Source organism: Salmonella sp. FC25216 (genome assembly GCF_057751355.1).
The window spans coordinates 118,863-132,891 of sequence record NZ_JBDGON010000008.1 but is presented as its reverse complement, the minus strand read 5'-3'; the positions used below and the strand labels follow the sequence as shown (position 1 = coordinate 132,891).

General features: G+C 50.4%; 14 protein-coding genes. 7 read left to right on the top strand and 7 right to left on the bottom strand.

Annotation, left to right across the window (positions count from 1 at the left end; translation table 11 throughout):
* Window positions 1-94: 94 nt before the first annotated feature.
* The gene (locus AC3G3F_RS17200; protein WP_023248044.1) at window positions 95-1,441 is read right to left on the bottom strand and encodes an L-cystine transporter; all 1,347 of its coding nucleotides are present in this window, start codon (window positions 1,439-1,441) and stop codon (window positions 95-97) included.
* Between the two features lie 426 nt (window positions 1,442-1,867).
* On the opposite strand from AC3G3F_RS17200, the gene sufA reads away from it, so the two are divergent.
* From sufA to ldtE, 7 genes are all read left to right on the top strand, one after another.
* Complete coding sequence (gene sufA, locus AC3G3F_RS17195; RefSeq protein ID WP_023248045.1) at window positions 1,868-2,236, top strand: Fe-S cluster assembly scaffold SufA; 369 nt, start codon at window positions 1,868-1,870, stop codon at window positions 2,234-2,236.
* Window positions 2,237-2,244: 8 nt separating this feature from the next.
* Entirely contained in the window at window positions 2,245-3,732 is a 1,488-nt protein-coding gene (gene sufB / locus AC3G3F_RS17190; RefSeq protein ID WP_053508102.1) for a Fe-S cluster assembly protein SufB, read from the top strand.
* A gap of 16 nt (window positions 3,733-3,748) precedes the next feature.
* Window positions 3,749-4,495 carry a Fe-S cluster assembly ATPase SufC gene (gene sufC, locus AC3G3F_RS17185; RefSeq protein ID WP_023248047.1) on the top strand — a complete coding sequence of 249 codons (747 nt, stop codon included), beginning with the start codon at window positions 3,749-3,751 and terminating at the stop codon, window positions 4,493-4,495.
* Complete coding sequence (gene sufD / locus AC3G3F_RS17180; RefSeq protein ID WP_053508100.1) at window positions 4,470-5,741, top strand: Fe-S cluster assembly protein SufD; 1,272 nt, start codon at window positions 4,470-4,472, stop codon at window positions 5,739-5,741. The genes sufC and sufD overlap by 26 nt, the downstream gene beginning before the upstream one ends.
* Window positions 5,738-6,958, top strand: coding sequence for a cysteine desulfurase SufS (gene sufS / locus AC3G3F_RS17175; protein WP_023248049.1), 1,221 nt, complete (start codon window positions 5,738-5,740; stop codon window positions 6,956-6,958). The genes sufD and sufS overlap by 4 nt, the downstream gene beginning before the upstream one ends.
* A gap of 12 nt (window positions 6,959-6,970) precedes the next feature.
* Window positions 6,971-7,387 carry a cysteine desulfuration protein SufE gene (sufE, locus tag AC3G3F_RS17170; RefSeq protein WP_023248050.1) on the top strand — a complete coding sequence of 139 codons (417 nt, stop codon included), beginning with the start codon at window positions 6,971-6,973 and terminating at the stop codon, window positions 7,385-7,387.
* 154 nt (window positions 7,388-7,541) lie between these two features.
* The gene (gene ldtE, locus AC3G3F_RS17165) at window positions 7,542-8,543 is read left to right on the top strand and encodes a L,D-transpeptidase LdtE (protein ID WP_488395397.1); all 1,002 of its coding nucleotides are present in this window, start codon (window positions 7,542-7,544) and stop codon (window positions 8,541-8,543) included.
* A 68-nt stretch (window positions 8,544-8,611) separates the two neighbouring features.
* Here the strand turns inward: ldtE and lpp are convergent, their stop codons facing one another.
* The 6 genes from lpp to AC3G3F_RS17135 all read right to left on the bottom strand — a co-directional run bounded on the left by lpp (window position 8,612) and on the right by AC3G3F_RS17135 (window position 14,025).
* Window positions 8,612-8,848: a murein lipoprotein Lpp gene (lpp, locus tag AC3G3F_RS17160; protein ID WP_001082307.1), complete on the bottom strand. Its 237-nt coding sequence runs from the start codon at window positions 8,846-8,848 to the stop codon at window positions 8,612-8,614.
* Window positions 8,849-9,156: 308 nt separating this feature from the next.
* A complete protein-coding gene (gene pykF / locus AC3G3F_RS17155) occupies window positions 9,157-10,569 on the bottom strand; it encodes a pyruvate kinase PykF (protein WP_023248052.1) in 1,413 nt (470 codons plus the stop codon).
* A gap of 7 nt (window positions 10,570-10,576) precedes the next feature.
* Window positions 10,577-10,807: a protein YnhH gene (gene ynhH, locus AC3G3F_RS17150; protein ID WP_418895915.1), complete on the bottom strand. Its 231-nt coding sequence runs from the start codon at window positions 10,805-10,807 to the stop codon at window positions 10,577-10,579.
* Window positions 10,808-10,970: 163 nt separating this feature from the next.
* Entirely contained in the window at window positions 10,971-12,314 is a 1,344-nt protein-coding gene (locus tag AC3G3F_RS17145; protein ID WP_053508097.1) for an APC family permease, read from the bottom strand.
* Window positions 12,315-12,335: 21 nt separating this feature from the next.
* A complete protein-coding gene (locus tag AC3G3F_RS17140) occupies window positions 12,336-13,229 on the bottom strand; it encodes a proline iminopeptidase-family hydrolase (protein WP_070803556.1) in 894 nt (297 codons plus the stop codon).
* A 58-nt stretch (window positions 13,230-13,287) separates the two neighbouring features.
* The gene (locus tag AC3G3F_RS17135; RefSeq protein ID WP_121767726.1) at window positions 13,288-14,025 is read right to left on the bottom strand and encodes a glutamine amidotransferase; all 738 of its coding nucleotides are present in this window, start codon (window positions 14,023-14,025) and stop codon (window positions 13,288-13,290) included.
* Between the last annotated feature and the right edge of the window lie 4 nt (window positions 14,026-14,029).

Here is a 14,029-nt window from a genome sequence, read left to right as displayed (position 1 = left end):
AAGAGTGCCGGAGATAAGCGCCGGATGGGGCCGGAACCCTTAAGCCTGTATTGAACAGACTTAAGGGTTTTTCTTTTCCCGGGCGCGCAAAAAACTAAGGTCTATCAATAACCGCTGGCATGTCGTCAGCCGTGTTATTGTTCAAAATACGGTTAGCCAGCACACCTGACATCATCGATCCGTTAACGTTCAGTGCCGTGCGGGCCATATCAACGATAGGTTCGATGGCAATAAAAATACCGACCAGCGCAACGGGAAAATTCAACGTCGACAGGACAATCAGCGCCGCGAACGTACCGCCGCCGCCGACGCCGGCTACGCCAATGGACCCCAGCGCAATAGCGGGCAACATCGCGACCAGAAAATGCAGCGAGAGCGGATCAATTCCGATGGTGGGCGCAATCATCGCCACCATAATAGCCGGATAAATCCCGGCACAGCCATTTTGTCCCATACTGGAGCCAAACGAAGCGGAAATATTGGCAATGGTGCTTTGTACGCCAAATTTTTCCTGAGCGGAAATGGCCAGCGGAATAGAGGCTGCGCTGCTGCGGGAAACAAACGCAAAGGTTAAGACAGGCCAGACCATTCTGAAATAACGTGCTGGATTATTACCGCTGAGGACCAGCAAAATGGCGTGCACGATAAACATCATTAAAATCGCAATATAACAGGCGCCGATAAAACCAAGTAAGCTGGCGAATTGTTCAAGGCGGTATGATGAAAATACGGTAGTCATTAATGCCATGACGCCATAGGGCGTTAATGCAATAACGATACGTACCATCTTCATCACCCAGATCTGAATAGCGTTAATGCCTGCGCTTAATTTCTGACCTTCTTGCGGCGCCTCTTTTTTGACTTTTAACAGGGCGATCCCCGCTATTAGCGTGAAGATAACGATTCCGATAACGGAAACACTTCTGGCCCCCGTAAGATCAAGAAAAATATTCGTCGGGATCAGCGATGTTATCAACTGGGGAATCGACACGGCGGCAGTTTTGTTGACTTCTTCGGTGGTCAATGTTGACGGCATGTGCACAAAAGCGCTGGCGTCAAGTCCCAGTATATGAGCGGTCAGTAATCCGATAAAACCGGCAATCATCACCAGGCATAACATGCACCCGACGATCGTCAGCGACATTTTTCCGATGCCGGCGCTATTTTCCAGTTTATTGATGGCAGAAATAATAGAAATAAAAATTAGCGGTATAGCGACCAGTTTTAACAGGTTGACGTAACCATTGCCGACGATGCTGTACCATTCGATAATAGTTTTAGTGTGATTTGCTGAAATAAAATGCAGGGATAAACCAATAACAGCCCCTAAAAAGATAGCGATAAAAACGCTTTTCGACAGGGAGTCGCTTTTTTGATTAATTCTGAAGATGACCCACGAGAAAACCAAAAAAAGTGCGATATACGCGAGCGTGACAACCATATTTTAAGCCTCTTGCCTCATTCAGCACCTGAAATGCCGGAAAGAGTTAACATAAACCTATAGCCCAAACTGAGTTATAGAACCGTTGCGGATTATAAAGAGTGGAACGCCAGGTATCCATACAAAAAATGGGGTTCTGACCTCGCAGCCCAACAACGTCGACAGCCTATTAATTAAATAGTCATTTTCTATACATCTTTTCGTTTTTGACCTGTCAGAACGGTCAATATCTTTTAACTCATTAAATATCAACATATTAAATGAATTTTTGTCTGTCTTATGGCCTGGCGGACAGGGTCTATGCTTAATAAAAGGCGCTCAATCTGACCGTTTGTCGGAAAGCCCCTGTGGTTAAGGGGTTGAAGTGATAATCATTATCACTAACATGCTGTTATATCCTGGTGATTAAGAACGCGAGGTAACCCTATGGAATTGCATTCAGGAACGTTTAACCCGGAGGACTTCCCCTGGCAAGGGCTGACGTTAACGCCAGCGGCGGCGACGCACATACGTGAACTGGCGGCAAAGCAGCCGGGCATGTTGGGCGTGCGGTTAAGCGTAAAACAGACGGGATGTGCCGGATTCGGCTATGTTCTGGATACCGTTCGGGAACCGGATAAAGACGATCTGGTTTTTGAAGTCGAAGGTGCAAAGCTCTTCGCGCCGTTACAGGCGATGCCTTTTATTGACGGAACAGAAGTGGATTACGTACAGGAAGGGCTGAACCAGTTATTTAAATTTCATAACCCCAAAGCCCAGAATGAATGCGGCTGCGGCGAAAGTTTTGGGGTATAGGCGGTACTATGTCTCGTAATACTGAAGCAACGGAAGAGGTCGGCATCTGGACAGGCGGACGCCTTAATTACAAAGAAGGATTTTTCACGCAATTACCCACTGATGAACTGGCAAAAGGCATCAGCGAAGAGGTGGTGCGTGCGATTTCCGCAAAGCGTAACGAACCTGAGTGGATGCTGGAATTTCGTCTCAATGCCTATAGAGCCTGGCTGGAAATGGATGAACCGCACTGGCTGAAGGCGCACTACGATAAACTGAACTATCAGGACTACAGCTATTACTCTGCGCCATCATGCGGAAACTGCGACGATAGCTGCGTTTCCCAGCCGGGAGCCGTACAGCAAACAGGCGCGAATACTTTTCTGAGTAAAGAGGTTGAAGACGCCTTCGAGCAGCTTGGCGTTCCCGTTCGCGAAGGGAAAGAGGTCGCCGTAGATGCGATTTTTGACTCTGTCTCCGTGGCGACCACATACCGTGAAAAACTGGCGGAGCAGGGCATTATTTTCTGTTCTTTTGGTGAAGCGATACACGATCACCCTGACCTGGTCAGGAAATATCTTGGCACCGTCGTTCCGGGGAACGATAACTTTTTTGCCGCGCTGAATGCGGCGGTCGCTTCCGATGGGACGTTTATCTATGTTCCCAAAGGCGTGCGTTGCCCAATGGAGCTATCCACTTATTTTCGCATTAACGCCGAGAAAACCGGTCAGTTTGAGCGCACGATTCTGGTGGCAGATGAAGGCAGCTATGTGAGTTATATCGAAGGATGCTCCGCGCCCGTACGCGACAGTTATCAACTCCACGCCGCGGTAGTGGAAGTCATCATCCATAAAGACGCTGAAGTAAAATACTCCACCGTACAAAACTGGTTCCCGGGCGACAACAACACGGGCGGCATTCTGAACTTTGTGACCAAGCGTGCGTTGTGCGAAGGGGAAAACAGCAAGATGTCCTGGACTCAGTCGGAAACCGGTTCGGCGATTACCTGGAAATACCCGAGCTGTATTCTGCGCGGTGATAATTCTATCGGCGAGTTCTATTCCGTGGCGCTGACCAGCGGACATCAGCAGGCTGACACCGGCACCAAAATGATCCATATCGGTAAAAACACGCGCTCGACCATTATCTCAAAAGGCATTTCCGCCGGGCACAGCCAGAACAGCTACCGTGGGCTGGTAAAAATTATGCCGACGGCGACCAACGCCCGAAATTTCACACAATGCGACTCCATGTTGATTGGCGCGGACTGCGGCGCGCATACGTTCCCGTATGTTGAATGCCGTAATAACAGCGCGCAGCTAGAGCACGAGGCGACAACATCACGCATCGGTGAAGATCAGCTTTTCTATTGCCTGCAACGCGGCATCAGCGAAGAAGACGCTATTTCGATGATCGTCAACGGTTTCTGTAAAGACGTTTTCTCGGAACTGCCGCTGGAGTTTGCCGTTGAAGCGCAAAAACTGCTGGCGATTAGTCTTGAGCACAGCGTCGGTTAATGATTAAGGAAAACCCATGTTAAGCATCAAAGAGTTACAGGTCAGTGTGGAAGAAAAAGCAATTTTGCGTGGCCTGAATCTGGAGATTCGCCCCGGCGAAGTTCACGCCATTATGGGGCCGAACGGTTCCGGAAAAAGCACGCTCTCCGCTACTCTGGCGGGACGTGAAGATTATGAGGTCACTGGCGGCTCGGTTACGTTCAAAGGTAAAGATCTGCTTGAACTGTCGCCGGAAGAACGGGCGGGCGAAGGGATTTTTATGGCCTTCCAGTACCCGGTAGAAATCCCCGGCGTCAGTAACCAGTTTTTCCTGCAAACCGCGCTGAATGCCGTGCGCGCCTACCGAGGGCAGGCGTCGTTGGATCGCTTTGATTTTCAGGATCTGATGGAAGAAAAGATCGCATTGCTGAAAATGCCGGAAGATTTACTGACCCGTTCGGTAAACGTCGGTTTTTCCGGCGGGGAGAAAAAGCGCAATGATATTTTGCAAATGGCGGTGCTGGAGCCGGAACTGTGCATCCTTGATGAGTCTGACTCCGGACTGGACATCGATGCGTTGAAAATTGTGGCGGAAGGCGTCAACGCGCTACGCGACGATAAACGCGCTTTTATTATCGTGACCCACTATCAGCGCATACTGGACTACATCAAGCCCGATTACGTCCATGTCCTCTATCAGGGGCGAATTGTCCGATCCGGCGATTTTACTCTGGTCAAACAACTGGAGGAGCAGGGTTATGGCTGGCTTACCGAACAGCAGTAAAGCGCTACAACAATGGCAGCATCTCTTTGAAGAGAAAGGAGAAAGTCGAACTGAGCAGGCAAGACAACATTTACAACAGATGTTGCGTCTGGGATTGCCAACGCGTAAACATGAAGACTGGAAATACACACCGCTGGAGGGCTTAACTCATAGCCAGTTTATCCAGCAGTTTGCGACTATCAGCGCCGTACAGCGTGATGCGTTGGCGTTGCAAATCGATGCCGTGCGGCTGGTGTTTGTCGACGGGCGGTTTATGCCAGAGCTCAGTGATAGCACGCAAAACAGCGGATTTGACGTTAGCGTCATGGATGAGCGCCAGACGCTTGCCGCGCCGGTACAGCCCGAGGTTTTTCTGCATCTGACGGAAAGCCTGGCGCAATGTGTTACGTATATACAGGTACGGCAAAATCAGCGTCCGACCAGACCGCTACTGTTAATGCATATCACCCAGGGCGTGGCTGGCGACGAGCTAAACACTGCGCATTATCGCCACCATCTGGCGCTGGCGGAGGGCGCGGAGGCGACGGTTATTGAGCATTATGTCAGCCTTACAGAGGCAAAACATTTTACCGGCGCGCGTCTGACGATGAAGGTTGCAGGGAATGCGCAACTGCGCCATATCAAACTGGCGTTTGAAAATGCGTCCAGCTATCACTTTGCGCATAACGATCTTCTGCTGGCGACAGACGCCTCGGCGTTTAGCCACAGTTTTCTGCTGGGCGCCGCAGTACTACGTCACCACACCAGCACACAACTGAATGGCGAAAACGCGACGCTTCGACTTAATAGCCTGGCGATGCCGGTAAAAAATGAAGTCTGCGATACGCGGACATGGCTGGAACATAACAAAGGCTACTGTAACAGCCGCCAGTTGCACAAGACCATCGTCAGCGACAAAGGACGCGCGGTCTTTAATGGTCTGATCAACGTGGCACAACACGCCATTAAAACCGATGGTCAGATGACCAATAATAACCTGCTATTAGGGAAACTGGCCGAAGTCGATACCAAACCGCAATTAGAGATCTATGCCGATGACGTGAAGTGCAGCCACGGCGCGACGATCGGGCGTATTGACGATGAGCAGATGTTTTATCTGCAATCACGCGGCATCAGGCAGCAGGAGGCGCGGCACATGATTCTTTACGCGTTTGCCGCAGAGTTAACGGAAGCTATCCATGATAGCGCCCTTAAACAGCAGGTACTGGCGCGAATTGGCCAGCGACTGCCCGGAGGCTTAGCATGACATTTTCTGTTGAAAAGGTACGGGCGGATTTTCCCATATTGCAACGTGAAATTAACGGCCTGCCGCTGGCTTACCTGGACAGCGCAGCCAGCGCCCAAAAACCCAATCAGGTGATTGACGCTGAATCTGCCTTCTACCGTCACGGCTACGCTGCGGTACATCGTGGTATCCATACGTTAAGCGCGCAGGCGACCGAAAGCATGGAGAATGTGCGTAAGCAGGCGTCGCGGTTTATTAACGCCCGCTCCGCAGAAGAACTGGTTTTCGTGCGCGGTACGACGGAGGGCATTAACCTTGTCGCCAACAGTTGGGGAACGGAAAATATTCGCGCCGGGGATAACATTATTATCAGCGAGATGGAGCATCACGCTAACATCGTTCCCTGGCAGATGCTGTGCGAGCGCAAAGGCGCTGAACTGCGCGTGATCCCATTGAATCCTGACGGTACGCTACGGCTGGAGATTTTAGCAACGCTGTTCGATGACCGAACCCGACTGTTGGCCATTACCCATGTTTCCAACGTGCTGGGGACGGAAAACCCGCTGCCGGACATGATTGCGCTGGCGCGCCAGCATGGGGCGAAAGTGCTGGTGGATGGCGCACAGGCTGTGATGCATCATGCTGTTGACGTCCAGGCGTTGGACTGCGATTTTTACGTTTTTTCCGGCCATAAACTCTACGGGCCGACCGGCATCGGTATTCTGTATGTTAAAGAGGCGTTGCTGCAAGAGATGCCGCCGTGGGAAGGGGGCGGGTCGATGATCGCGACTGTTAGCCTGACGCAGGGAACGACATGGGCGAAGGCGCCCTGGCGTTTTGAAGCGGGAACGCCGAATACTGGCGGTATCATCGGTCTCGGCGCGGCAATTGACTATGTGACGTCGCTGGGCCTGGATAAGATTGGCGATTATGAGCAGATACTGATGCACTATGCGCTGGAGCAACTGGCGCAGGTGCCTGATATTACGCTATATGGTCCGGCGCAGCGGTTGGGCGTCGTCGCTTTTAACCTGGGTAAACACCATGCTTATGACGTTGGCAGCTTCCTTGATAATTACGGTATCGCGGTACGAACGGGGCATCACTGCGCGATGCCGCTCATGGCCTGGTATGGCGTGCCGGCAATGTGCCGGGCTTCGCTGGCGATGTATAACACCCATGAAGAAGTGGACCGACTGGTGGCAGGATTAACGCGTATCCACCGTTTATTAGGATAACAGTGAGGTTTTATGGCTGCGCTACCGGATAAAGAAAAATTGCTGCGTAACTTTATGCGTTGCGCTAATTGGGAAGAGAAATATTTATATATTATTGAGTTGGGGCAGCGCCTGGCGGAATTAAATACGCAGGATCGTAATCCGCAAAATACGATTCAGGGCTGTCAGAGCCAGGTGTGGATCGTGATGCGGCGAAACGCTGGCGGCATTATCGAATTGCAGGGCGACAGCGACGCGGCGATCGTCAAAGGCCTTATGGCGGTGGTGTTTATTTTGTACCACCAAATGACGGCGCAGGATATTGTGCATTTTGATGTACGGCCATGGTTTGAAAAAATGGCGCTTGCACAGCACCTCACGCCTTCCCGTTCTCAGGGGCTGGAAGCAATGATTCGCGCAATTCGCGCTAAGGCCGCCACTCTTAGCTAAACTATACAGACAGCGTTCTACCTGATGTCAAATCCTTTGCCGGACGGCGACGTCGCTTTATCCAGAGTGGACAGAGCGTGTATTTTGTTGTTCTGATAAGCGAAGCGCTATCAGTCGTCGCAGGGGGCATCACCAGGAATACAGGAGGTTTGGTATGAAACGTGCGTCTTTCGTTACTCTTACATTTATCAGCGCGTATAGCGCGTTACAGGCGGCCTGGGCGGTTGATTATCCATTGCCGCCCGAAGGCAGCCGTCTTATTGGTCAGAATCAAACCTATACCGTACAGGAAGGTGATAAAAACCTGCAGGCTATCGCCCGGCGTTTTGATACGGCGGCGATGCTCATTCTTGAAGCGAACAATACGATTGCGCCGGTGCCTAAGCCTGGTACGTTAATTACCATTCCCTCGCAGATGCTATTGCCGGATGCGCCCAGGGAAGGCGTTATCGTCAATCTCGCGGAGCTACGGTTGTATTATTACCCGCCGGGAGAAAATCGCGTTCAGGTGTATCCCATCGGCATCGGTTTGCAGGGACTGGAGACTCCCGTCATGGACACCCGGATAGGGCAAAAGATCCCCAACCCGACGTGGACGCCGACGGCGGGCATACGCCAACGTTCGCTTGAGCGGGGGATCACGCTACCGCCGGTGATCCCTGCCGGGCCAAATAACCCGCTGGGACGCTATGCGCTGCGTCTGGCGCACGGTAATGGAGAATATCTTATTCATGGCACCAGCGCGCCGGATAGCGTTGGCCTGCGCGTGAGCTCCGGTTGCATTCGCATGAATGCGCCTGACATTAAAGCGTTATTTGCGCAGGTCAGAACGGGGACGCCGGTAAAAGTGATTAACCAGCCGGTGAAATTCTCTGTCGAGCCGAATGGCATTCGTTATGTAGAGGTGCACAGGCCGCTATCACCGGAAGAAGAGCAAAACGTGCAGACGATGCCTTACGCGCTGCCTACGGAGTTTACCTCGTTCAGAAACGCGGAAGGGGTGGATAGTCGCCTGGTCGATAAGGCGCTATACCGGAGAGCCGGGTATCCTGTCAGCGTGAGCGCCAGGCAGACGTCGGGGGCAAATACGACAGCAGTCGAATCCGCTCAGAACGGTTTTGTCGGGGAAGAGGGGCAAACGCGCGCGACGCAGTAGCTTTCGCGGCAAACAGACGGACAAAAAAATGGCGCACAATGTGCGCCATTTTTATTACGCAGGTACTATTACTTACGGTATTTAGTAGCCTGGTTGTCCAGACGCTGGTTAGCGCGAGCTGCGTCGTCTTTAGCAGCCTGAACGTCGGAACGCATTGCGTTCACGTCGTTGCTCAGCTGGTCAACTTTAGCGTTCAGAGTCTGAACGTCAGAAGACAGCTGATCGATTTTAGCGTTGCTGGAGCAACCAGCCAGCAGAGTAGAACCCAGGATTACCGCGCCCAGTACCAGTTTAGTACGATTCATTATTAATACCCTCTAGATTGAGTTAATCTCCATGTAGCGTTACAAGTATTACACAAACTTTTTTAGGTTGAGAATATTTTTTTGATGGGAATGCACTTATTTTTGATCGTTCGCTCAAAGAAGCATCGAAAAGCATGAAAGTCCCTAAAAACCGAAATAAAACAGGGGGCTTCCATCGGATTCTTCTTAGATAATCTGCAATTAGATAGTAAAATCCGATTTGATTTTTTATTAATAGCAGCTATCGATTAAATAAAAAAAGCGCCGCGAGGGCGCTTTTTTAAACAACTTAATTCACATAACAATTATTACAGTACGTGAACAGAGGCGGTGTTAGTGGTGCCGCTTGGAACCAGCGCGCCGGAGACCATCACTACAACGTCGCCTTTCTGGGCGAGGCCGCTTTGCAGGGCGACATCTTTGCCCAGACGGTAGAAATCATCAGTAGAATTAATTTCTTTCACCAGCTGCGACACCACGCCTTTGCTCAGCACTAACTGACGGGCGGTCACTTCATTGGTAGTCAACGCCAGGATGGTGGCGTCCGGGAAGTATTTACGCACGGCGCGAGCGGATTTACCGCCCTGGGTCGCTACCACGATCAGCGGCGCTTCCAGTTTCTCGGCGGTTTCTACCGCGCCGCGGCATACCGCTTCCGTAATGCGCAGTTTACGGCTGTCGTTGTTGTAATCCAGACGGCTGCTCATGACGCGGTCGGTACGTTCGCAGATGGTCGCCATGATAGAAACGGCTTCCAGCGGGTATTTTCCTTTTGCAGATTCGCCGGACAGCATAACTGCATCCGTACCGTCGAGGATGGCGTTCGCAACGTCGCCTGCTTCCGCGCGGGTCGGACGCGGATTTTTGATCATGGAATCCAGCATCTGAGTCGCCGTGATCACGACTTTACGTGCGCGGATACATTTTTCGATCATCATCTTCTGCGCGAAGATCACTTCTTCAACCGGGATTTCTACACCCAGGTCGCCACGCGCAACCATGATGCCGTCGGAAGCTTCGAGAATTTCATCGAAGTTGTTCAGGCCTTCCTGGTTTTCGATCTTGGAGATAATCTGGATGTTTTCGCCGCCGTGGGTTTTCAGATGCTCGCGAATTTCGACAACATCAGAACGTTTACGGATAAAGGAAGCCGCAACAAAGTCAACGCCCTGTTCGCAACCAAAGATCAGGTCCTGTTTGTCTTTTTCAGCCAGTGCGGGCAGAGCGATAGAAACGCCCGGCAGGTTAACGCCTTTGTTTTCGCCCAGATCGCCGTTGTTCAGCACCTTACAAATCACTTTATTGCCTTCGATGGCGGTTACTTCCATACCGATCAGACCATCGTCAACCAGTACGGTGTTGCCAACTGACAGATCGGAGGTGAAGCCTTCATAGGTGACGGCAACGATTTCATTATTACCGATCACGGATTTGTCGGTGGTAAAAGTAAAGGTCTGACCCGCTTTCAGAGAAACGTCGTTGCCGCCCTCCAGTTTAATGGTGCGGATTTCTGGTCCTTTAGTATCAAGCAGAATAGCGGCTTTTTTACCGGTCTTGCTCATCACGTTGCGCAAGTTCTGGATACGCTGACCGTGTTCTGCATAATCGCCATGAGAGAAGTTCAGACGCATCACGTTCATGCCCGCGTCCAGCATTTTGGTTAACATCTCTTCGGATTCGGTTTTCGGACCGATAGTACAAACAATTTTCGTCTTTTTCATGACAGTCTTAGTCTTTAAGTTGAGGAGGATATGAAAATCTGGCTTCAGGCGCGCATGGCCCGGAAGCTAAGCCTGTGTTGCTAAAGTGATGATGCCTCGCTCTAAGGATAGGTGACATCGAAAGAGCGTGCAGAGGAATGTGTGCTCGCGTTTCAGCCCAACGGAAAGGGGATAGTTTTAGTCGTTGAGTTTTACAGTCCAATGCGCTGAAACCATTCAAGAGACAATTGGCGCGCATTATACGCTGAAATTTACATAAAAGGAAAATGAAAACCCTGTTTCACAGGACATCTGTGCAGATCCACAACGGTTTGTTATTACAATGTTTACAATGTATCTGGCGATGACGCCGCCCGATCATGGTCGGCGTTGCGCAACAGGGAGTATTGTTGCGTATGATGTCAATCAAGCAACTTTTTGCCTTCCAGGTCGATGGCGATGTTTTGGTTGTGCGCTTTTCGATAGCACAGAATCGCTATCCCGATCGCCGCCCAGCTAATTCCGAGTATCAAAGCGTGAATGTTCATGTTTAAACAGACGTAGCCGATGACGATCATCCCCATGATTGGCGAAATAACATGGGCAAAAATGCGCCGCTGGGCTTTCATCCGGAAATTAAACAGAATAAACACACACAGGTTCACGACAAAAAAAGCGAAAAGTGCGCCAAAGTTCACCAGCGTGGAGATAGATTCAATCTTGCCGGAAAACAGGTAGCTGAGCAGCAGGGTGACGCCGCCGGTAAACAGAATGGCATAATCCGGCGTTTTACGCGTGGTATGGATGTGAGCGAGGAAGGCGGGCAACATTCGGTCGCGCCCCATTGAAAATAGCACTCTGGACACCGCCGTTTGCGCAGTAATAATGTTGCCGACGGCGCACACAAACGCCACGATGATGGAAAACGCCACTTTAAGCCAGATACCGCCAACGTTGCCGGCAATGGTGAAAAATGCTTCATTCGTCGCATTACCTTCCGCGAAGCGGTCGACGTTACCGGTGGCGAAAGCCGCAAACGCCACAACGATAATAAACAGTACCGTCGCTAAAACTAACGCTAACAGCGTTGCTTTACTGACGGCGCGCCCCCCGCCTTCGCTTTCTTCACTTAATGTACTGATAGCGTCAAAGCCGAGAAAATTCAGCGCAGCTACCGAAATCGCCGTCGCGATTAGTCCGGGGGTGAACCACTGTGAATCGAAAAAAGGCCGGAAGGAAAGCGTTATCTGACTACTGTCCAGCATCATCAGACGTACAATCAGTAGAACGAAAATCGCCAGAATACTGAGTTGAATAACGACCAGTAACTTATCGAATTTCGCCGTTTGCTGTATACCGAGATAGTTGATTCCGGTGCCGATAGCCACATAAATCAACGGCCAGACCCAGACCGGGATTTGCGGTAAAATAGCGTGGACCGCGACGCCGCCCAGCACTGCCACGAGTGTAGGGAACAAAAGATAATCCAGCAATAATATCCATCCGGTAAGAAACCCTGCGGCGGGATTAATGCATACGCCGGCATACGCATAGGCTGAACCCGACGATGAAATATGCTGCGATAAGGTAGAGTAGCTGTATGCAGTAAAAAACATCGCAATAGCGCCAATAATATAAACCAGTGCAACCATACCGTGCGAAAGATTATAAACGACGCCATAAAGAGAGACTGGCGCGATAGGCACCATAAACACCAGACCATAAAGCACTAAATCAGTGAGAGACAATTTTTTGACTTTTTTCATGATAAATACCTTAATGGCTTTTTATGCCAGGTCGCGTAAAAACGCGCTTACCGCTGCGAGGCAGGGCGCGATATTTTCTTCATGCGGGTTATGGCTGCTGTGGGGAATAGTGACCGCGCGGCAGTCTGAAATGTGAGAGAGAAGCGGAGAGACGACGCGCTCGGTTGCCTGATCGTTTTCGCCGCGTAGCACCAGAACAGGGCAACGTATCTGGCGCAAATGGGGCGTAATATCCCAGTTGGCAAGCTTGCCATTTACCGCCAGTTCATTGGTTCCCCATAAAATGTGATAACCCGTAGGGTCGGCGGCGAACTGCGCATTAGAGATCTGAACATGAACGGTTTCTTCCGCGAGGGTATAAACGTGTCTGGCATAGTAAGCGACGAGCTGTTCTGGTGGGTTTTGATAAATGACGGCGGGCATAATGACGTCTTTGATATTGTCATCGGACATCGGCGCCAGGGCGTTAAAGAGCCGCATGGCTTCCTGTTGCCACAGGGCGATACTGGCCGGTGAACTGGCCAGTATCGCCCCGCGAAGCCCGGCAGGCTGTAAGCAGGCGTGCTCTGCGGCAAGCATTCCACCCCAGGAATGTCCCAGTATAGAATACCCGAGCCCAATACCCAGGTGATCAATTAATTGGGTTAATTGACGGAGGTAACGCGCAATAGTCCAGAAAGACGCATCGGCATGAGGAAAATGTGTTGAACGACCGCAACCATATTGATCGTAAAATATTACCATGCGCCCGTCATCAGCCAGACGACGATAATTTAATAAATAATCAAAGCCGCCAGAAGGGCCGCCATGAAGGATAATTAGCGGCGTGAGTAATGATTTTCTGTTGCCATAAATTCGATAGCTCGTCAATATGCTTTCAGAAAACATTTCGCCATAGAGATAAGTATTATTCATATTTTTAACTACTCAGTGTGTGGCAGGGAAGGCGAAATCCATGTTCGCCTGGGTAATATTATTTTTTTATCGCGAGTAGAACGTTACACCAGAATGTGGCGTAGTGTTCCCATTGCAGAAATTGTGGGCTTCCCCAGTGCGGCGAACAATCACTGGCAAAGCAACATACTTTCCCTTTATTATAGGTGCCCATAACTAACAGCGGATCGCCATTAATTTTAGCAAGGGTATGACTTTTTTCTTTGGCGATAAGCTTGTTATAGCCTAACAGCGGCGGCCATTCGCTAAACGGCTGGGTAATAACGTGTTCTACCGCTGTATTTACTGCTTTACATCCTTGCGGTAATTCTACGCGGTCATCTACGTCCAGCATATCAACCGGCAATACCTCCGCCAGAATTGTATTTTTATAATTGGCTTTCGCTTCTATTCCGGTAAAGGATAAATACCCGCCGATCATCAACAGGCCGCCGCCCTCAGCAACATAATCTGCGATAAGTTGTAACGCATCAGGAATAATATTCATAGTATAAAACGTTCTGTTTTGTAACAGGAAGGTATTGCTACCAATATCACTGATGACGATCGCATCATAGCAGGCTAACGCTTCGGCGGTTTGTGGAAAACGAGTTTGCACAATATGGGCAGGCATATAGTCCACATCGATATTACCCTGGCGTAAGCAGGATAATAAATAGTCTGCGCCTTCTTCATATTTGTTCGATGTAAAGCTATCAAAACCTTTAGAGTGAATCATATGAATGTGCCATGACTCGCCAATAAATAAAATTTTCATTATG